Below are 21,303 nucleotides of genomic sequence, written 5' to 3'. Positions count from 1 at the left end.
CGCACGGGTGGGACCCGGGCCGGATCGGGGCGGACGGCTGCGCGGCGAGGCGCGACGACGGCGGAGCACGGCTCTACGCGGTCGTCGCCGGCAATCTCACAGGGAACCCATGTGGGGGACACTACGCGAGCTCCGGCCCCTTTGCAAGACGATACGTCTCGTTTTACGGGGGAGGGGTGGTGCGGACCCGCGGGAAGTGAACGGACACACCCCTGATCGATCCGTCCCCAGCTCAAGGTAACAGCTGTTACCATCGCTCTATGGCGAAGACACAACTGGGTGCACGCGTGGACGAGGACGTCGCGGAACTCGCGAGGCGGCGCGCCGCCGACCTGGGGTTGAGCGTCGGGGACTACCTCGCCCGACTGGTGCAGGACGACGCCAGCGGCCTGCGCGCCCGAGCCGTGGACGCAGCCGCACGCTTCCTGGCGGAACACCAGGCGATCTTCGACGAAGCCGAAGACGGCCGGCGGCCGGAGGGCTCGCGGGGAACTCGCGCCGCCTGATGAACCTGCACATCGACGTCCCCTGGATCCTGCAGGTGGCCGAAGCCGCCGGCGCTGACGACCCGGCCCCCGACGACTACGGCGTTCCCGTGTCCGCGGTCGCCCGGCACCGGGCCGAACTGTTCGAGCAGCCCGTCTACGACGGCCCCTACGCCAAGGCCGCCGCCCTGGTCCACACTCTGGGCCGCTGCCGCTGGCTGGAGCGCTCCAACCTGGCGGTCGCCGCCGCCACCGGCGTCATGTACCTCGAGGCGGCCGGGATCACCGTCAAGCCGACCCGCGAGAACGCCATGGCCCTCAAGGACCTCCTCCTGGAACCGTCCTGCACCGCCGGAAAGATCGCCGCCCTGCTGCGGACCTGGCCCACCGCAACCTGAACCGGCCCGGTGGCCGCGCCCGCGCCCAGGCCTCGTGGGGACCGCTCGCCGAGGCGTCGGACGGCGGCGCCTCGACGTGCTCGGCGCCGCACCGGGAGGCGTACGCCCTCCGCGGCCTGCAGGCGGACCGGAGACGGCGGGACCGCGACGCTGGGGGCTCTGTAGTCGCCGGATGGCAGGGGGCCAGCACCACCCCCGTCCGGGCAGCCAGCTGGATGGTCCGCGGCGCCGGCCCTCCGTAGCGTTCCGGCCATGGAGATCACGAAGAGTGCGCAGTGGGGCCGGTCCGGGCGGTGGCGTGCAGGGCTGGCCGTGGCAGGGGTCGCCGCAATCGGGACCGCATCGCTTCTCGGGCCGGGCACGGCCGAGGCCGTGGGCGCCGGCGGCGGGGACGCGCGGTCGCGGCTGCAGCGGGACGCGGACGCGGTACGGGACACGGGAGCCACCGGGCTGACGGTGCTCGCCCGGGATGCGGCCGGGCGAGAGACGCAGGCCCGGTCCGGGACCGCGAGCCTGAAGGAGGGGGGCCGGGTGCCCTTCGACGCCTACTACCGCATCGGCAGCGACACCAAGACCTTCACGGCCGTGGCCGCGCTCCAGCTCGTTGGCGAGGGCACGCTGAGCCTGGACGACACCGTCGAGCAGTGGCTGCCCGGGCTGGTCGCCGGCAACGGCAACGACGGCAGCCGCATCACGCTGCGCAACCTGCTCCAGCACACCAGCGGCCTGGCCAATTACACAGACATCGCCTTCGAGGACCCGGCGGAGCTGACACCTGAGCGCTTCCACGCACAGCGGTTCCGCTCGCAGACCCCCGAGGAGCAGGTCGCCGTGGCGATGGAGCGCGCCCCCGGCTGGCTGCCGGACGCGGACGATCCGGGCGCCGAGACACAGTGGGCGTACTCCAACACCAACTACGTGCTGGTCGGGATGGTCATCGAGAAGGCCACTGGCAACTCCTGGGCGCAGGAGGTGCACGACCGGATCATCGAGCCGCTGGGGCTGCGCCGCACGCTGATACCCGACACCTCGCCGTACGTGCCGATGCCGACGGCCGCCGGGTACACGCAGTTCCCCGGCCGGGACGACCTCACCGACACCACGCTGGCCGTGGGCGGCGGCGCGGACGGCGGCATCATCAGCACCACCCGCGACATGAACACGTTCCTGCGAGCCTTGATGGGCGGCCGGCTGCTGCCGCCGGAGCAGCTGGAGCAGATGCGCACCACCGTCCCGGCGCCCGGCTACGCCACCGACGGCAGGACCCGCTACGGGCTCGGCCTCGCCTGGCGCCCGGCCGAGGGCTGCGGGGGCGGGATCTGGTACCACGGCGGCACGTCCTTCGGCACCGCCTCCGAGACCGCCGTCACGCCAGACGGCCGGGTGTCGGCCGCGGCCGCTGTCTTCACCACGCGCTTCGGTGACGAGAAACGCTTCCTCGATCAGGCGGAGGCCGCGGTCCGCCTGCTGGACCGGGCGGTGTGCGGCGACCGGAAGCGCGGATGAGGCATTGCGCCACGGTGCGAACGCCGCCGATGGCGTTTGGTGCAGGCCGGTCTTGCGGACCGTTTCCACCAGCGGCACGACCCCGGCCTGCGGGACCGCCCCACGACCGCCGCCCTCGACGCGGACACGCAGGTGGCACTCGATGCGCTTCCTCACCTGGGAACCGATGCGGCTGTGTAGGCAAGGTCCTGACTGCGGCCGCAGTCGCAGGCTGGTTGCAGCTGGTGACGATGCCGGCAGCACGGTTCACAACGCTCGGCGCCGGAGTCCGGGGTACGTGTACCCGTCAGATCAGCGGCGGGAGCCGCCCGAACTCGGGTTCTGGCTCGCTTTCCGTGAAGCGCGCACCCTCGAGTGACGGCTGACGCCCGACTCGGCCTTGAGCGAGTCTGTCTCGTCACACCCGCGTGTCCGTGTCCGGGGAGTCGGCCGGAAGTTGGTCTCGCAGACCGGTGCGGTCCTGCTGCTGGAGACGGTCCGCAGGGCTGGCCTCGACCGGGCGATATCCGCACCCCTGGAGCCCTGGCGGAAGCCACGAGCCGTTCACGGTCCCGGCAAGGTCACCCTGGACCTCGCGCGGGCAGGACGGTGACCGTCGATTTCGACGAGGTTCTGGTGGCGCGCACCCGGACACCCCCGCGCCGGCCTCCGACCTCCCGCTGCCGCCCGCCAGACCCGGCTCCGGCAACCCGGTCTGCGTCCGGTGCTGCGTCTCGCCCGCTGCGACGGCGTGCGTCCGGCCCGCGACATCGCCGCCGACCTCCCCGGCACCGACGTGGCCCGGACGCTGCAAGACCTGGTGGCCCGCCGCTGGGTGGCCTGGCGACTGGAGGTCCCGGCCGGCACCCACCCCGAACGCGCCCTGCGCGACTGGCTGTCGACCGTCGGCGACCCGGACCTCAGGCGACGCGGCCTGGACGCTTTCGACCTGCTGGAGCGGGGCAGGGCGAAGGTGGCGGCGGCCACCGACGAGAGCACACTCCTCACCGCACTCCAGGACCTCGAGCGCGACTTCACCGCACTCACCGACACGGCCGCGACCCGCGAGAAGTCGGCCTCCACCGCCCCCTGCCGCGCCCTCGTCTACAGCGACACCCGGCGCTCGGCCACGGCGCGCCTCGGTCCGGCCGTCGTGGAGGCACTGTCCCCGCTGCGCCTCCTGATGGACAGCGCGAGCTGGCTCACCGCCCGGCTGGCCGCCGTCGTGGAGACCGGGATCCGCACGGTGCACCACCGCCTCGCCGCCGGCGGCGACCCGGTCGACCTGGCCTCCTTCTGGTTCGCGTGCCTGCCCGTGCTGCACGGCACCGCCCGTACGGCGGCGAGCGAGTTGCAGCGGGAGTTCGCCGAGCGCTGGCAGCGGATCCTCGCGGTCCCGGACGACGCGCGCAGGGTCACTCGGCGGGCCGTGGACATCGAGGAGTCCGTGCGGCGGGAGTTCGAGGGCGGCGGGGGCTGGACGGCGGCCCGCTATCTCAGCCCGGACGTCATCATGGCCGCCGACGGCCCCGAGGCCGCCGCGCGCGGTGACCTCACCCTGGTCCTCGGCGAACTCCACCTGGCCGCCAACACCTTGGGCGCCTCGCTCTTCACCCACCAACACCCGGACGTCGACGAGCTGTTCACCCTGACCGACCAGGACCGTCCCGGCCCTCGACTGATGCCGCTGATCCCCAAGGAGCACCGGGCCCGGCTCTCCGCCCGCGTCCGGCACACGCTGGTACGCCCGGAGGACTACCAGGTCGCCCTCACCGACTTCACGGCCGACCCGGCCCGCCCCCGCGCCGTCCGAAGCGCCGACGCGCTGGTCGAGGAACGGGACGGAGCCCTCGTGGTCCGGCTGCCCGACGGTGCGGTCCTCCCCGCGATCGACCTCTTCTCCCACGTCCTGACCACGCTGTCGATGGACCTCTTCCAGCCGCTGCGGCCGGCCGCCCACACACACCGGGGCACGGTCGACCGCCTGGTCATCGCCCGCGAGGCCTGGCAACTGCCCGCCGCGGAGGCCACGTTCGCCGACGACAAGGACGAGGCCCGGCGCTTCGTGCGGGCCCGCCACTGGCGCACCCGCCTCGGCTTGCCCCGCTTCGTGTTCGTCGTCTCCCCGACGGAGTCCCGTCCGTTCTATGTCGACTTCGACAGCCCGGTCTACGTCACCATCCTGGCCAAGGCCCTGCGCCGACTCGCCCGCAAGGACCCGTCGGCCACGGCGACGTTCACGGAAATGCTCCCGACCCCGGAACAGACCTGGCTCACGGACGACGAGGGTCACCGCTACACATCGGAGTTGAGGTTCGTCGCGTTCGACACGCGGGGGAGTGAGGCGGAGGGGGCGGCCCTGGCTTGCGGTTCGGAAGCGTGGTGGGCGACGGGGTCACTCCGCTGAGGTCAGGCATTCGGTGAGGAGGTCGACGACGTCGTGCCAGGCTCGCTGCGCGTGTTGTGGGTGGTGGCCGACGCCAGGGAGCGCGGCGTGGTCCACCGGCGGGTGGTGGAAGGCGTGCAGGGCGCCGCCGTAGACCACGAGGCGCCAGTCGACGCCTGCGGCCTGCATCTCGGCGGTGAACGCCTCCCGTTGCGCGGGCGGCATGATCGGGTCCTCCGATCCGACCCCGGCCCACACAGGGCAGCGAATGCGCGCCGCCTCGCCCGGCCGGCCTGTGACAAGTCCGTTGACCGTCCCGATCGCGCGCAGGTCGACGCCGGCGCGGCCGAGTTCCAGCGCGATCGCGCCGCCGGTGCCGTAGCCGACGGCGGCGATCCGGTAGGGGTCGGTCCGTGGTTCGGCGCGCAGCGTGTCGAGCGCCGCGTGGCCGATGTCCCGCATCCGGTCGGGATCGGCGAGCAGCGGCAGGCAACGGGCCAGCATCTCCTCGGGGTCGTCCAGGTAGCGCCCGCCGTGAAGGTCGAAGGCCAGCGCCACGTATCCCAGCTCGGCGAGCGCGTCGGCCCGGCGGCGCTCGACGTCACTGAGCCCCATGCCCTCCGGCCCGAGCAGAACCGCGGGCCGGCGATCGGCACCGGCGGGGAGTGCGAGGTGCCCGATCATTGTAAGACCGTCGGCCAGGTACTCGACCGTGCGCGTGGTAATCGTCGTCATGAGACTGGACGGTAGTGATCGTCGGGTCCGGTCGGGCCGCTGTTCTGCCGCCGGCAGAACACCGCGGGTGCTCCTCTGGGGTGCGGCGATGGCTGACGGTCCGCGGGCGGGGCGAGCGGTGCGGGGCGGTGTCACGGCTCGGCGTCGACGACGACCTTGCCGTCGGCCGTACCGCTCTCCACGGACCTGTGGGCGTCCGCCACGTCGGCGAGGGTGTAGCGGGTCCCGTCCAGCAGGGGACGCAGCTTGCCCTCGTCCACCAGCGCAGCGGCTTCGCGCAGGATCTCGCCGTGGTGCTCGCGGCCCCGGCCGGTCAGCATCGGCAGCAGTGTGAAGATGCCCGAGTAGGTGGCTGCCCGGAACGACAGGGGTGCCAGCGCATGGGTGCCCCAGCCCAGCGCGCTCACCACATGACCGGTGCAGGTGCGCACCGCCTCGAAGGAGGCGTCCAGGACCGAGCCGCCCACGGTGTCGAAGACGATGTCGAATCCGGCACCGCCGGTGTGCTCGGCGACGTACCTCTCCACGGGCACCGAGGTGTAGTCGATCGGTACGCCCCCAGGCGCCGCACGAGCGGCGTCCTGGCTGCGGACGCGGTCGCGAACACCTCCGCACCCCTGGCCGCGGCGATCTGGACCGCGACGCTGCCCACGCCGCCGGCGCCCCCGTGCACCAGTACCTTCTGCCCGGCCCGTACGCCGGCCCGGTCCACCAGACCTTCCCACGCCGCTGATCACGGCCAGCGGCAGCGCTGCCGCCTCTCGCATCGACAGCGTGGCGGGCTTGCGGGCCAGCAGGCGGGCGTCGACCGCCGTGGACCAGGGCCGCGCCGACGCTGCGGAAGGGGGCGGACGGTCAGTCGTCGTCGAGCCGCTGAAGGACCTGCGTGAAGTCACCACCATCGAGCAGGCCGGTCAGCACGTGCGTGATGTTGTCGATGCCTGCGTCTCGGACGATGAGGCCGTCGGTGCACCAGAAGTTGCGGCCGTTCAGGGACTCGCCGGTTCGGCAGTCCTTTTCCATGAGGCGCTCGACCTCAGCAAGAGTGAACACGGTTGCGCTCCAGCGTGATGCGTCCGCTGTCAGCCGGACCTCGACATCGACGTTGCGGACGGCGTCCAAGGGCTCGCCCTCGCTGGGCAGGAATGACGCCTCGAACCGTTCTGTTCGGACGCGATACCAGGGACCGTCCCATCCCTGCTCAGCGGCTTCGGCCCCGTTACTGGTCATGCGGGGAGTATGGCGAGCTGTCCCCAAGGGCTCAACCGGTGTGACGTCCTGGCGCCGGTCGCGTGCCGGCATCGCGTTTCACCGCACGATGCCGGCGGTGCGGGCGGCGGCCAGCCAGTCGGGGAACTCCTGCAGCAACTGGTCGAAGAGGTGGTGGTCGGGGATGGCCTGCGGGGTGCGGCCTGCGTGGAAGAAGCCCGCGTTGTCGACGATGCGGCGGGCGGGGACGGCGAGCGTGTCCAGCTTGCGCAGGAAGGTGAATTCGTTGTCGTCGGGGTCGCCGAAGCCGATGAACTGCCAGAACAGAGGGAGGCGGGCGGCTTTGCACAGGTAGCGTTCGGCAGCCGGCCTGCTGGTGGGGCCGCCGTCGGTCTGGAAGATGACCAGGGCGGGGCAGTGGCTGCCGGATTCCAAGTAGTGGTCGATGACCTCGTCCATGGCCCAGTGGTAGTTGGTGCGTCCCATGTGGCCGAGGTTTTCGTGCAGCTTGTTGATGCGTCCGCGGTGTCTGCCGAGGATCAGATCGGTGGTTCCGTCGACGTCGGTGGAGAAGAACACCACCGGAACGGTGTCGTCGTCATCGAGGTGGGCCGACAGTGACAGGACCTGTTCGGCCAAGTGCTGCATGGTGCCGTTCTGGTAGTAGGGCCGCATTGACCCGGAGCGGTCCAGCACGAGGTACACCGCAGCCCGCACGTCCTCCAGTCCGTGACTGCGCACGCTGGCGCCCGCCGTTTTGTACAAGCTGACCAGGTCGGGCGCCTTTTCCTGCACCTTGGTCAGGCTGATGGCCGCAGCGTGCTCCATGCCGTTCGTCGGGATCACTCCTTCTTGGCTGTCCCCCGCTTCTCAGCAGGTGCCGGTGGCTGCCGCGTCGGCTGCGACCGGTGCGGTTCAGACTGTATGACCGGGCTGGGCCGGGTGCGGGCCCGTGCAGGGGGCCGTTGCGGGGCGGGCGCAGGCGGCGTTGCCGCCGCCTGCGCCCGGGTGTCATTCGGCTGCCGTGCGTTCCTTGGACGGTGTCCGGCGTGTTGTAGGGGTGTCCAGGTGAACGACGACGGTGGTGTAGAAGCGGTGCACGGCGTTGTCGACGCTGCGGATGAAGCCGGTCTCGGCGTTGCCGCGGCCGCTTCCCATGCTCTTGAGCAGGGAGAGGCGGAATCCGGTGATTTTGGCGTTGTCCTTGGGTAGCAGGTCCGCCGGTTCGGGGCGCAGACGCTCCAGGGTTCCGCGTGGGCCTGCAGCTTCGCTGTCGACGAGGGTCTCGACATGCAGGTCCGCCGGTGCCTCGGCCAGGCGACGGACAAGTCGCTTGGCCCAGCTCAGGGGGTAGCCCTGTTCAGGGGCCGGGATGTCGATGCCGGTGCGCAGCTTGCCGGTGCACAGGTCGGCGCTGACGGTCAGGACGCCGGGCGTGCCGTCGATACGCAGCTCCGCCTGGAGTCGCCCGTCGAGGCAGAGCTGGTCGGCCAGGCGGTCTCGGCGCTCCTTGGGGTCCGTTCCGCGCTTGGCGCGCTGCACGGGCAGGACCTTCTGCCCGAGTTCGCCGCCCAGCCTGAGGCAGACCTGGCGGATGAGCCGCTCCCAGTTCTCGACCACTTCCAGTGCCCGGGCGTCGCCCTGGCAGAGGGTTTCGTCGTCGATGCCGTTGCGCACGGGGACCCAGGCCGGCCCCATGTTCTGGAAGCCGTGGCAGCCGGAGTTCTCGTGCTGCAGGTAGTGCAGCAGTTCCTGCAAGAGCCAGGCGTGCGCGGCGTTGCCCACCCCCTCGTGCCTGATCAGCATCTGCGCCTGGTGGGCGACTTCCGCCCAGGACAGGTGCCAGAGGGCGACCTTGTGCTTGCGCCGCTTGTCGATCTTGACGTCGACGAGCGGACTGCCCTCCAGCGCCACGTCGTTCGTCAGCGTGATCACGGCCTCGTAACCGCGGCGTGCGGCGATGTCCATGTACGCCTGCACCTGGTCGGCCTTAAGTGCGTTGCCGTTGGTCTTCGTCTCGACCAGCGCGGTCCACAGCTTGCCTGCCCGCTCCACCCGGATCACCCCGTCCGGGCGCCGCGGACTGTCCCCGTGGGGCAGGGAGACCTCCGTGAACGTCTCCATACGGCCCGCCGGAGCCCCGAACCCCGCGGTGAGCCTCCTGCTGAACTCCGGTACCTGCGCCATCACCGACAACAGCACCGAGGTGGCACGCATCTCCCGGTCCCGGTCGCTCTTGAGCACCGAGACAGGGAAAAGCCTGGCCGACTTCCAGGAGTCGTTCTCCGCCAGGGTCTTCTTGACCGTCCTGGGAAGGGTGACCTTCTTCTTCGCGGTGCGAGGACGGGCGGCCGGCTTCCTCGGCCCACCAGCCTCGCCCTCAGGAGGGCGAGGAGCGGGGATGGCCCCCAGCGCCGTCTGCCGGACCGGCGTCCCGGCCGGCGCCGGAGCCGCTGCATCCGCCTGCTCGTCGGCTTCCGCGCCGTCGAGCGTCGCTTCGGTTTCCGTAGCCGCGTCGTCCTCGATGTCGACCCCGAAGTCCGTCGCCAGACCCGCAAGCCCGGTCTCGTAGCCCTGTCCGACGGCACGGAACTTCCACCCCTCGCCCCGCCGGTACAGCTCACCGAAGATGACCGCCGTCACCGAGTCGGCATCATCGACGGCGAACCGCAGGAGGCTCGCACCGGCTGCGTCGGCCAGCGTGATCCGCACATCCTCGAGCTCGCCGAAGCGGGCTTCGCCGTACCTGCTCGCAGCGACGACGATCCGGTCGATCCCGGACGGCACCGCGGTGAGATCGAAGCTGATCCGGTCCTCACTGCCGTCCGCCGTCGGTGTCTTGCCCAGAAGCTGCACACTTCCGTCAGCAGCCACCGGATGGTTGTAGAAGTAGAAGTCGCCGTCGCTGCGCACCTTGCCGTTCGCGTCCAGCAGCAGGACCGACACATCCGCGTCGCCCTCGCCGGTAGGGCTGACCCAGCCCAGACTGACGATGACCGAACCGACACTGTCGCTCAGATCCGCCAGGGCCACATTCGCACCCTTGATCATTTCCTGCACAAAGCCCCCCAGCGGCATACCATGGGCATGCGGAAGATTCCGCCCCATTCATCCTTTGCGCGACACAAGATGACGAGCCGCGCGCAGGAAACTGTAATACGCACCGAGCCCGATCGTGGAGGTTCCGTGAAGCACGGCAACCAGTGCTCTGACCGCATAGGTCCGCCGGGTTGGCGGAGCCGGAGCCGATCGAACTAGGCTCCCAGCGTGTCTGGTCCGACGTCGGTGATCGAGTTGGCGGAGGCGCTCTCTCCGGCTGCGCTGCGGGAGTTCCGCGCGTTGATGGTGGGGCTCTCTTCCCACTTCACCGAGAAGCGGCCCGGGTTCTTCGACGTCAACGTGCCCGCAGAGCGACTGGGCGTCGAGGACGGACGGGAAGAGGACTGGCGAAAACCGGTCCCGCTTCCGCTTCTCGGCAACACCTCCGCAGACGAGGAGCTCTCGGCCCTGGTGGGGTTCAGTCCGCAGCCCGAGGACTGGGGTCGGCCCTTCCTGGTCTACTTGATGGGGCCGGGTGTCGGCGATGAGAACCTCTTCGAGGCTGAGCACGCGGACGAGCCCGAGGCGGAGACCATCCTCAGCTTCAGGCCGACCCATGCCGTCAACGTCAGCGCCCGCGCCAATCGCGAGATCGACCACGTGGCCACGGTCCCGCTGACCGCCGCTGTCATGGACGTCATCGGGGGCGTGGCCAAAGCCGGACTGCTGGACGGACAGGCATCGTTCATCGCTGGCCTTCCAGGAGTGGTGGGGATCGCGGACGACGACTGGATGGCGCTGGGAACGGCGGAGTTCCTGCGGTCCTGGGTCGGGAACCCCGCCTTCCGGCTGGTCAGGTAGCCCTGACAGATTTGCGCCGGGAGGTGGCGCTGTGATCGGGGACGTTCCCATGGTTGCCTGATCACGCGGCGAGAGCGGGGCGTCCGCCCAGCGGATGCCCTTCTCACTTCGGATGTGGGCGCGTTTTCTGCGTTCGGCGGCCAGGACGTCACGGTAGCGGGCATGGGCGTTGCGCCGGCCCAGGTAGGCGTGCGGTGCCCGGGTCTGCACGGGGTGGTTAGGGTGCGGGAGTTGGCGATGGTGAACTGCCCAATGGTTCGAAGTACGCCTCGATCGGCAGCGCGGGATGCCGTCCGGTGATCGCCGAACGCGGCCAGCTCCAGGGCACCGGCCTGGGCACCTTCCGCTGGGTCGTCGAGCGGACGATCTCCTGGCTGTACGGCTTCCGACGCCTACGCATCCGGTGGGAACGACGCGACGACATCCACGAGGCCTTCCTCGGACTCGCCGTCTGCCTGATCACCCACCGGCACGTCCAGAGGCTTTGTTAGGGCCAGTTAGGCGTACGGGCCCGAGATCGGTCTTCCCGCGGCCCGGGACAGTTGTTTCCCGGCAGCCTGGCAGCGGGACCGGATGACATGGGTCATCAAGCCGCGTTCACAGACCTCTGCTGTCATCTGACCCGTGGGTGGCGCCGACGGTTGTGCCCGGACTGCCGGTCAGGGACACAGGCGAGCCAGGAACTCTGCACTGGCGGGGTATTCCTGCTCCTGGGGGAGCAGTCGGGCAGCTGAGTCCAGTTCGCCGTCCCTGACGAGTGCGTAAATCTCGGTGGCGAGCGGGGTCACGTCCTTGACGGACACAATCCACTCGTCCGCGTAACGTGCGGATGCCTCTCCCGAGAGCCCAAGTTGCAGCGAGCGGTGCGGCAGGGGACGCAGGTGCAGATCGCGTTCGGGATCCCACTGGACGCGAGCCGGTGCGTGCTTGAGATCACGCTGCCAGGTGGCGCGATCGGGGTGCAGTCCGCGCTCGTAGTGGGACAGGCAGGCGTGCTGCAGCGCCCACTCGAATCCCTCGCGTGTGATCTCTACGGCGAGAACAGTCTCCTGACCCTCCTTCATGCCCCAGCCGGAGCGGTACATCATCCACATGAAACTGGGCTTGATCCATGTCATGCGGTCAGGCTTCCATGCGGCTGGAAAGCGGCCGTCTCGGACGGCGGGCAGTCCGATCTCATGGGAGTACGCCTGGTAGACGGTGATCGTGGAGACCGTGTGGAGCGCACGGATTCTGCGGAGCGGTTCTTCCATGGCGCACAGCGTGGACTCGGCCGGCTCAGGTGACCACCGATTTTTTTGTCCTGGGTGGCAGTGCCCAGACGATCGGCGTCCACAGTGTCGATTGCATGGGGTGGAACCGTCTCGGAGGCGTGAGCACTACTCAACAACGTCGAGCAGCGTTCCCAGACTGCTGAGCGTCGGCCGGAGGCGGAGTCACTGCGGTTCTCAGAGGCCGGCTGGGTGGCTCGAAAGCCAGGCTGTGTGTCGGTCGCGCATACGGTCACGCTCTGCGGGGGTGGCAAGGATGACGTCTGCGCCGCCGTCGTAGGGATGGTGGATATGGCGTAGTTTCGTGTCGGTGATGAAGACTTCCGCGAGCGCTTCGTCCGCGACTGCTCGCAGCAGCCCGTCGGCACAGCCGTGACTCGACCGGCGCCGGTCGGCGTACAGGCGCGTGTGGGTGTGGAATTCCGGGTCAGGGTCATCCTGGTCCGACTCGGTCCACCAGCGGATGCTGCCCGGGTGCAGTGTCGGTCGTGGGGTCGAGTAGCCCGGGGGCCCGGTCGGTGTGTCTGACCAGTCCATCGTCACCGCGAACACATCGGTGTCCGTGAACAACTCGTCGAGGATCGTGTTGTACCGGTCCAGCACGATCGCGTACTCGTCTCCGGACTGCGGATAGCGCTTCGAGCCGGGGAGGCTGTGGAAGCGAACCCGGCGATCCGCGTACCTGGTGCGAAACGTGTGAGCGACCGGAGGGGCCGACGGATGCCGTTCTCTCCACAGAGCCGCCAGGAGATCAGGGTCGATGACGAGACTCCCCCGTGGCTGGAGCCACATCGATAGGACAGGAGACGCGGTCCTGTCGTGACCGTTGATGCTCCAGTCAGGATAATGCTGGTGGTAGCCCGCCCGCCGTGCAGAAGAGGGCAGGCGTTCACTCTGATCACGGCAGATAGGTCTGTGAACGCGGCTTGATCTGGGCCATCAAGCCGCGTTGACAGACTCTCATCCCTCGCCAACTACGAGAGTGGGACTGCAGCAGTCCCGGGTTGCGGCGCTGGATATTGCTTGGGATGACGTGCAGGGGTCGAGTCCGCGTTGCTGGATTGCCTGGCTGCGGGGGAACGTTGCCGGTTCGTTTCACCTTTCTTCTTTTTTAAACAGGGTTTTTCGTGTGGGCGTGTGTGGTGTGGGGGGCGTAGCATCGTAGCGATGTGTCACGGTGGTACGTCCGTGTGGACAACTGAACCCTGAAGCGGCAGACACCGTAGTCGGTGATCCGCTGGTTGAACGGTCGTCTTTCGGGGGCGCGGAGAATGGATCGGACGGGGTCCGTTCACATGCGGGTTGACGCATGCGCGTGGTGGTTGGCGCGTGCGCGCGGTGGTTCGCGCAGCGAGAGTGAGGTGTGTTCGGTGGACACACTGGTTATGGCGGTTCCCACGGTTAAGGACGGGGCTGCGGTGTGGCGTATCGCCCGCGATTCTGGGGTGCTGGATGTGAATTCTTCCTACAGTTATCTGCTGTGGTTCAGGGATTTCGCCCGTACTTCCGTGGTGGCCTCCCAGTCCGGTGATGTGCCGGTGGGGTTCGTCACGGGATTCCGCCGCCCCGAGCAGCCCGACACCCTCGTCGTCTGGCAGATAGCCGTGGACCGGGGGCAACGGGGACGGGGCACGGCCGGTGCGATGCTGGACCATCTCACCGCCCGGCTTGCGGCGGGCGGCACCCTGCGGCACCTGGAGACCACCATCAGCGCGGACAACGCCGCGTCGCACCGACTGTTCCGGTCTTTCGCCCGACGGCACGCGGCACCGCTCGAAAGGGACCTTCTGTTTCCGGCGGAGTTCTTCCCCGACGCGCACGATGCCGAGTTCCTGTACCGTATCGGGCCGCTGCTTCGATGAGACGGCGGCCGCGAAGACGCCTGACGTAGACGGTTTGTTGGTCTGCCGTGAGGAGCGAGCATCATGACGGTTCCCCATCCCGCCTCTCATGTGTTCGAGAGGCTCGAGTCCGAGGTCCGTTCCTATTGCCGGGGCTGGCCCACCGTGTTCGACCGTGCACTCGGCAGTCGCATGTACGGTGAGGACGGCCGCCCTTTCCTGGATTTCTTCTCCGGTGCCGGGGCGCTGAATTACGGGCACAACAACCCGGTGCTCAAGCGTGCGCTTGTCGACTACATCGAAGGTGACGGTGTCACGCATGCTCTGGACATGTCGACGGCCGCGAAGCGTACTTTTCTGGAGACTTTCCAGGAGGTTGTGCTTCAGCCGCGTGAACTGCCGTACAAGGTGATGTTCCCGGGGCCGGCCGGCACCAACGCCGTGGAGGCCGCCCTGAAACTGGCCCGTAAGGTGAAGGGCAGGGAAGCCGTCGTCTTCTTCACCAACGCCTTTCACGGCATGTCGCTGGGCTCGCTGGCTGTCACCGGCAACGCTTTCAAGCGTGCGGGCGCGGGTGTGCCCCTGGCGCACGCGATGCCCATGCCGTACGACGGGGGGCCGTGCGGCGGGGAGGGGGCGTTTTCCTGGTTGGAGCGGCTGCTGGCGGGTGAGGGGTCCGGGCTGGACACGCCGGCGGCCGTGATCGTGGAGACCGTGCAGGGTGAGGGCGGGATCAATGTGGCCCGCTCGGAGTGGTTGCGCGGCCTCGCCGAGCTGTGCCGGCGCCGGGACATGCTGCTGATCGTCGACGACATCCAGATGGGGTGCGGCCGCACGGGTGCGTTCTTCTCCTTCGAACAGGCCGGCATCGTCCCGGACATCGTGACGCTGTCGAAGTCCGTCAGCGGATACGGACTGCCGATGGCGCTCACCCTGTTGCGTCCCGAGCTGGACATCTGGCGGCCCGGCGAGCACAACGGCACTTTCCGTGGTTTCAACCCGGCTTTCGTCACCGCCACCGCCGCGCTGGAGGAGTACTGGCGCGACGGCCGGCTGCAGAAGCAGACCCTGGCCCGCGGGGAGCAGATGGAGCAGGGCTTGCGGGCTGTCGCCGCCGGCCGGCCCGGTCCCGCGCCCGAGGTGCGTGGCCGTGGGTTGGCATGGGGGATGGAGTTCGCCGATCCGTCGCGGGCTGCCGCCGTGTGTGCCCGTGCCTTCGAGCTGGGCCTGCTGCTGGAGACGTCCGGCCCGAGGGACGAAGTCGTCAAGCTGTTCCCGCCGTTGACCATCGAGGAGCAGGAACTGGAGGAAGGCCTCGCGCTGTTCGCGTCCGCGGTGCGGGGAACCGAACGGCCCACGCGGTCGGCCGGCCCCCGTTGAGCACACGAACACGCACACGCACACGAACACGAACACGGAGGCGGGCGCAGGCGTGGCCGCCCCGGGCGCACACAGAAGGTGGGATGAGCTGTGATCATCCGTTCCCTTGAGGAGATCGAGGACACCGTCCGGCATGTCAGGGCCGCGTCCGGCACCTGGGAGAGCAAACGGCTCGTGCTGGCCCGGGAGCAGGCGGGTTTCTCCTTGCACGTGACGACGCTCTACGCCGGTACGCAGACGACGATGCGGTACACCCACCACGTCGAGGCGGTGTTCTGCGTCGAGGGCGAGGCGGAGCTGACCGATGAGGAGAGTGGTGAGAAGCACTGGATCACGCCGGGGACGGTGTATCTGCTGGACGGCCACGAGCGGCACACCATGCGGCCCAAGACCGACGTGCGCTGCGTGTGTGTGTTCAACCCGCCCCTGACCGGCCGGGAGGATCACGACGCCGACGGCGCCTACCCGCCGCCCGGGCCGGGTGCCTGAAAGGGGACTGCGAACCGGGAAAAGGGATCCGAAAGTCGACCAGGCATGGGGACGACCATGACGACGATGCACCACCACCGTCCGACCACCGATGTGTACCCGACCCGCGGCACGGCCGAGGCGATGATGCCGCGCCGTGACCCCGTGGTGTGGTCCGCACCCGGCATGTCCGGCCCGCTGGGAGGGGCCGGACTGGCGGATGTCGACCGCGCCGGCTTCACGACCGTCGAGGCACTGCTGAGCCCCGGCGAGGTGGCCTTGTTCCGCGGCGAGCTGGACAGGCTGGTCCGTGACCCGGCAGTTGGCTGCGACGAGCGCGCCGTCGTCGAGCCCGCCTCCCGTGCCATCCGGTCGGTGTTCGAAGTGCACCGGATCAGCGAGGTGTTCGCCTCGCTCGTGCGTGACGAACGCGTGGTGGGAACGGCCCGCCAGATCCTCGGCTCGGACGTGTACGTCCACCAGTCCCGCATCAACGTCAAACCCGGCTTCGGGGCGAGCGGCTTCTACTGGCACTCCGACTTCGAGACCTGGCACGCCGAGGACGGCCTGCCCCGCATGCGCGCCGTGTCGGTGTCGATCGCGCTCACCGACAACCACGCCACCAACGGAAGCCTGATGATCATTCCGGGGTCGCACAGGACGTTCCTGGGCTGCGCGGGCGCCACCCCGAAGGACAACTACAAGAAGTCCCTGCAGATGCAGGACGCGGGGACGCCGTCGAACGAGGCCGTCACCGCGCTGTGCGAGGCGGGCGGCATCCGGCTGATCACCGGCAAGGCCGGTTCGGCGACCTGGTTCGACTGCAACTGCATGCACGGCTCCGGCGACAACATCACGCCCTACCCGCGCAGCAACGTGTTCATCGTGTTCAACACGGCCCGCCGGCCCGCGTTCGTCGCGGCGCGTGACTTCACCCCGGTGAGGTGACGGCCGCAAGCCGTGAGCGGAGACCACCATGGCTGATGCCCGGCGCGACGCGGACCCCACGCCCGGTGGACATCCGCCGGCCGACCTGCTGTACGTACCCGTCCGGCCGCACCGCCGCTGCTGTGTGACGTGCTTCTTCCGCACTCCCGGCGGCCGCCGTACCGCCGTCGCCTTCACCTCCTGCGCACGGCTGCTGGCGGCCCTGGGTCAGGACCACCCGTGGATCAGGCTCTCCGTCACCGCGCTCCGCGCCCTCACCGCCCCGCTGGGGTGCACCACGATCACCGTCGATCCGCAGGTGGCGGTCCGCCCGGGCGCCTCCCGCACATCCCGTGCGGGCCCCGGCAGGAGCCTGCTGCCGGGGGCCCGGGCGAACTGAGGCGGGCCCCCGGCCGGCGCCGGCGCCGGCCACGGGCCCGCGGACTGAAGGGAAGGTGCCCTTCAGGGCCATGGGTCTGCCCGATCCGGCGGAGCACACCCGGCGACGCCGCCGCGTGCTGCCGCGGCGGGCGGAAAGCGCACGTACGCGCCGGCCGCGGCAGATGCCGGGGCGAGCGGGTGGGACGCGGCGGCTTCACAACGGCCCCGGCAGGCGGCTGCACGAACACGCTGTCCTCCACCGCAGCGGGGCGGCACCCCCGGTGGCAGCGAATGTGGCCGGCTGTCCGCCGGCGGCCGCGCTTTCCCCTCTGGCGTGGTCGCAGCTCTCGCGCCGGCCCGCCGCAGGGGGGCGGGGAGAGCAGGGGGTGCGGACACGCGTGTGGTGTCGTCGGCGGGGCTGTGCGCCGCGCGGTTCGGCTCTCCGGCTGCGGCTCTTCGCCGCAGAGCGTCCCTGCGGGGTTTCCGCCCGAGCCCGGCCGTGGCGTGTGTCCAGTGTGTCGGCGTCTGCGTCGAGGTCTATCTGTTCGCGCGTCAGGGCCTGAGCGGGGTTTCCGTGCGAGCCCGGCCGTGGGGTGTCCAGCGTGTCGGCGTGTGTGTCGAGGTCCATTGATCCGTGCGTCAGGGCCTGGCCCGTGCCGCGGACACCGGCGGTCTTGACCGTCCGCTTGCGGCGGCGGGCACGCCGGGGCGGCCAGGCGCGCGTAGGCCCGGCCGCTCGGCACCCCCGCCCCCGTCCGCCCACACCGGACCGCCCCGAAGAACCGTCCAGCCGGTATATTCTGCCTCGTGCGGGCCGGCCCGCCTCGGTGTCGCCGTTCGAGCGAAGTGGGGAAAACATCGTGTCGAGTTGGCCGTCACCTGTTAGGGGCACCGTTCTGGTCGTCGGCGGCAGCGGCTTCATCGGAAGCGCGGTGGTGGGTGAGCTGGCCGCGCGCGCCGCCGCCCGCGGCGGGCCCGCGGTGCGGGTGCTGGCGCGCCGGGCGCCGTCGTCGCGTGATGGCGTGGTGGGTCATGTGCGTGCTGATCTGACCCGGCCCGGGTCGCTGCGGGGGGCGTTGGCGGGGGTGGAGGTAGTGGTGCATGCTGCCGCCTATGTGGGGCGTGATGCCGCCCGGTGCGAGGCGGTCAACCATGGCGGCACTCTTGCTCTGCTGGAGGAGGCCCGGCGCGCGGGTGTGGGGCACGTCGTTTATGTCAGCACGGCGTCCGTCTATGGTGTGGGGCCGCACCGGGGCGCGGACGAACACGCGCTGGTGCCGCGTCCTGCCTCTCCGGCGAGCATGTCACGGCTGCGGGCGGAGCGGGCGGTGCTGGACGCGGGCGGTACCGTGCTGCGCCCGCATCTGGTGTACGGCGTGGGCGACGAGTGGTTCATCCCGGCTCTGGCCCGGCTCCTCACCGAGGTGCCGGCGTGGCCGGCCGGCCGGGCCTCGCGCAGTTCCCTGATCGCGGTGGGTGATCTGGCGCGCGGTGTGGCGGGTCTGGCGTGCGCGCCGAGCGCCGCGGACCGTTCCGCGGTGTACCACGCGGCCCACCCCCGGCCGGTGGCGGCGGACCGGCTCCTGTCGGCGCTCGGGCGCCACCTCGGGTTTCCCGTGCCCCGCGGGGATGTGTCGCCCGGGGAGCACCGCGGCCTTCTCGCGCGTGCGGTGCCCGAGCTCTCCGACCACCAGTACGCCTTGCTCACCCAGGACCACTGGTACCGTGCCTCGGCGCGGCCGGCGCCTGGCGCTCCTGCAGACCGCGCTCCTGGAGCACGCCGCCGCCTACAACCTCCGTACGGTCATGACCTTCCACCAGAAGGTGGAGGAAGCCGCGGCGTTCGCGGAGAAGCTGCCGGAGACCGCTGCCGAGCTGTACGTCAACGATGCCTCCGATGAGGACCTGGCCGCCGCGGACAAGCTGCCGAAGTCCTCGATCGACGCGGAGTTCTACGAGCTGGAGGCCGGTCGCCACGTTCCGCCGGACCGGGTGTGGTCGGCGTGGCTGTGCGGGGACCACACCGTCGCCGAACGGCGCGAGAAGATCCGGCAGTTCGCCAACGGCATCGACGCGGCCGGGCGCCGGGTGCACCGTGCGTTCCTCGCGAGCGTTCGCGTTCTCGGTGAGGGCGTGGACATCACCGGCGAGCGGGGAGTCGAGGCCGTCTGCTTCGCGGACACCCGCGGTTCGCAGGTGGAGATCGTGCAGAACATCGGCCGCGCGTTGAGGTTGAACCGCGACGGCTCCACCAAGGTCGCCAGGATCATCGTGCCGGTGTTCCTGGAGCCGGGTGAGGACCCGACCGACATGGTGGCCAGCGCGAGCTTCAGGCCGCTCGTGGCCGTGCTCCAGGGCCTGCGTTCGCATGACGAACGTCTGGTCGAACAGCTTGCCTCTCGCGCGCTCACCAGCGGCAAGCGCAAGGTCCACGTCCGGCGTGACGAAGAGGGGCGGATCGTCGGGGCCGGCGGCGAGGGCGACGGCGAGGGCCAGGAGGACGACGACACGCAGGCCGCCGCCGAAGCGGCGCTGCTGCACTTCTCCAGCCCGCGCGACGCGGCGACGATCGCCGCTTTCCTGCGCACCCGGGTCTACCGGCCGGAGTCCCTGGTGTGGCTGCAGGGCTACCAGGCCCTGCTCCGCTGGCGGAAGGAGAACGAGATCACCGGCCTCTACGCCGTTCCCTACGACGTCGAGGTCGAAGTGGGGGCGACCAAGGCGTTTCCGCTTGGCCGATGGGTGCACCAGCAGCGCAAGGCCCTGCGGGCCGGGGAGCTGGAGGAGCGCCGCAAGACGCTGCTCGACGCACCGGAGGCCGGGATGGTCTGGGAGCCGGGCGAGGAGACGTGGGAGAACAAGCTCGCCGCACTGCGGTCCTACCGGCGGGCCATGGGGCACCTCGCGCCGCGTCAGGACGCCGTGTGGGGCGAGGGCGAGGCGATGGTCCCGGTCGGCCAGCACATGGCGAACCTGCGCCGCAAAGGCGGCCTGGGCAAGGACGCGGAGCGGGCGGCGGAGCGCGCGGCGCAGCTGGCCGCGGTCGATGAGGACTGGAACTGCCCGTGGCCCCTGGACTGGCAGCGGCACTACCGGGTCCTGGCGGACCTGGTCGACGCCGACGGCAGCCTGCCCGAGATCCAGCCCGGAGTGCTGTTCGAGGGCGATGACATCGGGCGGTGGCTTCAGCGGCAGAAGAACCCGGGCACCTGGGCGCAGCTGTCGACCGAGCAGCAGGAGCGGCTGTCGAAGCTGGGCGTGCAGCCCGCTGAGGCGCCGTCTCCTGCCCCGGTGGCCGCGCGCACGACGAAGGGCCCGAACAAGGCACAGGCCGCGTTCCAGCGAGGCCTCACGGCCCTCACGCAATGGGTGGAACGCGAGGGCGACCGGCCTGTGCCGAGGGGGCACAGCGAACAGATCACGGTCAACGGCGAGCCGGTGACCGTGAAGCTGGGCGTATGGATCTCCAACACCAAGGCCAGGCGGGACAAGCTCAGCGCGGAGCAGCTGGCCGCACTGCGGGAGCTGGGCCTGAAGTGGGCGTAGCTTGCGAGCCCCGGGCCTTCACGGTCCGGGGTGTTCGCCAACCGGTGACAGGGAAGTTTCCCCAGCCCGGATCCGTCGCCAGCTACTGGTGACACGTCCTTCTGATGTCGTAGAGCTGCTTGGCTCTTCCGGTCAGTATGGTCGCCATGTAGAGCATGTTGTGCAGTACCTCGGTGGAACTGGATAGGCGCACTTGGACCACGTTTCCCACCTGGCTGTGCACCGTGCGTTCCAGTAGTCCGAGCGTGGCCCACTCCCGACCGTGCGCAAAGCCGCTGCAGATCTGCCAGAGGTTTTGAGCGAGTGCGTCTTTGTCGTGCCTGACATCCTCGTCCACGTACTTCAGCTGACGCTGCGTGCTCCACCGGCCGCAGACATCGTTCGGGTCCAGCCCGTGCTCTGCCGCGAGATCCCTGATCTCTTGGACGCGTTCCGCGTGGCTCCTGCCAGACGGCTGGAGACCGGACAGGTCCATGAAGTCCTTGCCCTTGCTGACGTTCTCGTAGGCCCGCTTGAGGCACCGCCGTATCCGCTCCTGGCGGCCACTGGGCCCCAGAAGCCATATCGCCTCGCCAGCGGCTTCTACAGCGGCCCGGAGCAGGCTGTAGGGGGCGTATGAGTGCATGACCTTCGCCTCGAAGAGCAGGGCTTGTACAGCGTGCAGATGGTCGACGGCATGCACAAAGCACTGGTACGCGGCGCTGGACATCATGAGGGTGGGGATCTTGGCGTCGTCTCCGCTGAGACTGCTGCCCGCCTCCACCATAGGACTGGGCTTGCTTGTCGCCTTCTGCCACTCGTTGATCTGGCGCAGGGCACGATCAACGTGAGGCGGCACGGACGGTTGGTTCTTGGACATGCCTCATGATGCCGTCTCTGCGAGAACAGCCG

The 21,303-nt window shown here is 69.8% G+C and carries 18 protein-coding genes and 6 pseudogenes; 14 read left to right on the top strand and 10 right to left on the bottom strand.

Annotation, left to right across the window (positions count from 1 at the left end; translation table 11 throughout):
* The first annotated feature begins 260 nt into the window (after nucleotides 1–260).
* From MTR79_RS16870 to MTR79_RS16860, 3 genes are all read left to right on the top strand, one after another.
* Complete coding sequence (locus MTR79_RS16870) at nucleotides 261–506, top strand: hypothetical protein (RefSeq protein ID WP_048460605.1); 246 nt, start codon at nucleotides 261–263, stop codon at nucleotides 504–506.
* On the top strand, nucleotides 506–883 hold the full coding sequence (locus tag MTR79_RS16865; RefSeq protein WP_244791014.1) for a fic family toxin-antitoxin system, toxin component: 378 nt from the start codon (nucleotides 506–508) through the stop codon (nucleotides 881–883). Before MTR79_RS16870 ends, MTR79_RS16865 begins: the two co-directional genes overlap by 1 nt.
* 252 nt (nucleotides 884–1,135) lie before the next feature.
* Entirely contained in the window at nucleotides 1,136–2,389 is a 1,254-nt protein-coding gene (locus MTR79_RS16860; RefSeq protein WP_244791012.1) for a serine hydrolase domain-containing protein, read from the top strand.
* Nucleotides 2,390–2,395: 6 nt separating this feature from the next.
* Here the strand turns inward: MTR79_RS16860 and MTR79_RS16855 are convergent.
* Nucleotides 2,396–2,545 (bottom strand): annotated as a pseudogene (locus MTR79_RS16855) (IS1380 family transposase); the annotation flags it as partial.
* Between the two features lie 223 nt (nucleotides 2,546–2,768).
* On the opposite strand from MTR79_RS16855, the pseudogene MTR79_RS16850 reads away from it, so the two are divergent.
* Together MTR79_RS16850 and MTR79_RS16845 are read left to right on the top strand one after the other, a co-directional pair.
* A pseudogene (locus MTR79_RS16850) lies at nucleotides 2,769–2,972 on the top strand (IS1380 family transposase); the annotation flags it as partial.
* A gap of 120 nt (nucleotides 2,973–3,092) precedes the next feature.
* The gene (locus tag MTR79_RS16845) at nucleotides 3,093–4,775 is read left to right on the top strand and encodes a lantibiotic dehydratase family protein (RefSeq protein ID WP_244791010.1); all 1,683 of its coding nucleotides are present in this window, start codon (nucleotides 3,093–3,095) and stop codon (nucleotides 4,773–4,775) included.
* Here the strand turns inward: MTR79_RS16845 and MTR79_RS16840 are convergent.
* The 5 genes from MTR79_RS16840 to MTR79_RS16820 all read right to left on the bottom strand — a co-directional run bounded on the left by MTR79_RS16840 (nucleotide 4,764) and on the right by MTR79_RS16820 (nucleotide 9,749).
* The gene (locus tag MTR79_RS16840; RefSeq protein WP_244791008.1) at nucleotides 4,764–5,489 is read right to left on the bottom strand and encodes a dienelactone hydrolase family protein; all 726 of its coding nucleotides are present in this window, start codon (nucleotides 5,487–5,489) and stop codon (nucleotides 4,764–4,766) included. The two genes, MTR79_RS16845 and MTR79_RS16840, sit on opposite strands and share 12 nt — an antisense overlap.
* A gap of 131 nt (nucleotides 5,490–5,620) precedes the next feature.
* Nucleotides 5,621–6,256, bottom strand: coding sequence for a zinc-binding dehydrogenase (locus tag MTR79_RS33615; RefSeq protein ID WP_280518392.1), 636 nt, complete (start codon nucleotides 6,254–6,256; stop codon nucleotides 5,621–5,623).
* An 88-nt stretch (nucleotides 6,257–6,344) separates the two neighbouring features.
* Nucleotides 6,345–6,719 (bottom strand): hypothetical protein, encoded by a 375-nt coding sequence (locus MTR79_RS16830; RefSeq protein ID WP_244791004.1) that lies wholly within the window; start codon nucleotides 6,717–6,719, stop codon nucleotides 6,345–6,347.
* 78 nt (nucleotides 6,720–6,797) lie between these two features.
* Nucleotides 6,798–7,544 (bottom strand): VWA domain-containing protein, encoded by a 747-nt coding sequence (locus tag MTR79_RS16825; RefSeq protein WP_244791002.1) that lies wholly within the window; start codon nucleotides 7,542–7,544, stop codon nucleotides 6,798–6,800.
* 165 nt (nucleotides 7,545–7,709) lie between these two features.
* Entirely contained in the window at nucleotides 7,710–9,749 is a 2,040-nt protein-coding gene (locus tag MTR79_RS16820) for a TerD family protein (RefSeq protein WP_244793201.1), read from the bottom strand.
* 216 nt (nucleotides 9,750–9,965) lie between these two features.
* On the opposite strand from MTR79_RS16820, the gene MTR79_RS16815 reads away from it, so the two are divergent.
* Complete coding sequence (locus MTR79_RS16815; protein ID WP_244791000.1) at nucleotides 9,966–10,598, top strand: DUF6368 family protein; 633 nt, start codon at nucleotides 9,966–9,968, stop codon at nucleotides 10,596–10,598.
* Nucleotides 10,599–10,685: 87 nt separating this feature from the next.
* Here the strand turns inward: MTR79_RS16815 and MTR79_RS16810 are convergent.
* Nucleotides 10,686–10,881 (bottom strand): annotated as a pseudogene (locus MTR79_RS16810) (IS630 family transposase); the annotation flags it as partial.
* Nucleotide 10,882: 1 nt separating this feature from the next.
* Here MTR79_RS16810 and MTR79_RS16805 point away from each other — a divergent pair.
* Nucleotides 10,883–11,089, top strand: a pseudogene (locus MTR79_RS16805) (transposase); the annotation flags it as partial.
* 10 nt (nucleotides 11,090–11,099) lie between these two features.
* Nucleotides 11,100–11,192 (top strand): annotated as a pseudogene (locus tag MTR79_RS16800) (DUF4291 domain-containing protein); the annotation flags it as partial.
* A gap of 65 nt (nucleotides 11,193–11,257) precedes the next feature.
* Here the strand turns inward: MTR79_RS16800 and MTR79_RS16795 are convergent.
* Both MTR79_RS16795 and MTR79_RS16790 read right to left on the bottom strand, forming a co-directional pair.
* Nucleotides 11,258–11,851, bottom strand: a complete 594-nt coding sequence (locus tag MTR79_RS16795) for a DUF4291 domain-containing protein (protein WP_244790998.1) — start codon at nucleotides 11,849–11,851, stop codon at nucleotides 11,258–11,260.
* Between the two features lie 195 nt (nucleotides 11,852–12,046).
* Nucleotides 12,047–12,472: a hypothetical protein gene (locus MTR79_RS16790; protein ID WP_244790996.1), complete on the bottom strand. Its 426-nt coding sequence runs from the start codon at nucleotides 12,470–12,472 to the stop codon at nucleotides 12,047–12,049.
* A gap of 782 nt (nucleotides 12,473–13,254) precedes the next feature.
* On the opposite strand from MTR79_RS16790, the gene ectA reads away from it, so the two are divergent.
* From ectA to MTR79_RS16755, 6 genes and pseudogenes are all read left to right on the top strand, one after another.
* Entirely contained in the window at nucleotides 13,255–13,731 is a 477-nt protein-coding gene (ectA, locus tag MTR79_RS16785; RefSeq protein WP_244793186.1) for a diaminobutyrate acetyltransferase, read from the top strand.
* A 63-nt stretch (nucleotides 13,732–13,794) separates the two neighbouring features.
* Complete coding sequence (gene ectB / locus MTR79_RS16780; protein WP_244790804.1) at nucleotides 13,795–15,090, top strand: diaminobutyrate--2-oxoglutarate transaminase; 1,296 nt, start codon at nucleotides 13,795–13,797, stop codon at nucleotides 15,088–15,090.
* A gap of 90 nt (nucleotides 15,091–15,180) precedes the next feature.
* The gene (locus tag MTR79_RS16775; RefSeq protein ID WP_086698782.1) at nucleotides 15,181–15,579 is read left to right on the top strand and encodes an ectoine synthase; all 399 of its coding nucleotides are present in this window, start codon (nucleotides 15,181–15,183) and stop codon (nucleotides 15,577–15,579) included.
* A gap of 57 nt (nucleotides 15,580–15,636) precedes the next feature.
* Nucleotides 15,637–16,506: an ectoine hydroxylase gene (thpD, locus tag MTR79_RS16770; protein WP_244790995.1), complete on the top strand. Its 870-nt coding sequence runs from the start codon at nucleotides 15,637–15,639 to the stop codon at nucleotides 16,504–16,506.
* A 28-nt stretch (nucleotides 16,507–16,534) separates the two neighbouring features.
* Nucleotides 16,535–16,885: an SAV_915 family protein gene (locus MTR79_RS16765; protein ID WP_244790808.1), complete on the top strand. Its 351-nt coding sequence runs from the start codon at nucleotides 16,535–16,537 to the stop codon at nucleotides 16,883–16,885.
* 1,712 nt (nucleotides 16,886–18,597) lie between these two features.
* Nucleotides 18,598–20,412, top strand: a pseudogene (locus MTR79_RS16755) (Helicase associated domain protein); the annotation flags it as partial.
* 82 nt (nucleotides 20,413–20,494) lie between these two features.
* On the opposite strand, the gene MTR79_RS16750 reads toward MTR79_RS16755, so the two are convergent.
* The gene (locus MTR79_RS16750) at nucleotides 20,495–21,271 is read right to left on the bottom strand and encodes an H-NS histone family protein (RefSeq protein WP_244790994.1); all 777 of its coding nucleotides are present in this window, start codon (nucleotides 21,269–21,271) and stop codon (nucleotides 20,495–20,497) included.
* Nucleotides 21,272–21,303 lie beyond the last annotated feature (32 nt).

This window comes from Streptomyces sp. BJ20, assembly GCF_022869105.1.
In the GTDB taxonomy this organism is placed as follows: domain Bacteria; phylum Actinomycetota; class Actinomycetes; order Streptomycetales; family Streptomycetaceae; genus Streptomyces; species Streptomyces griseoincarnatus.
Note: the sequence above shows the minus strand (reverse complement) of the source record. Positions and strands in the feature narration are given on the sequence as shown.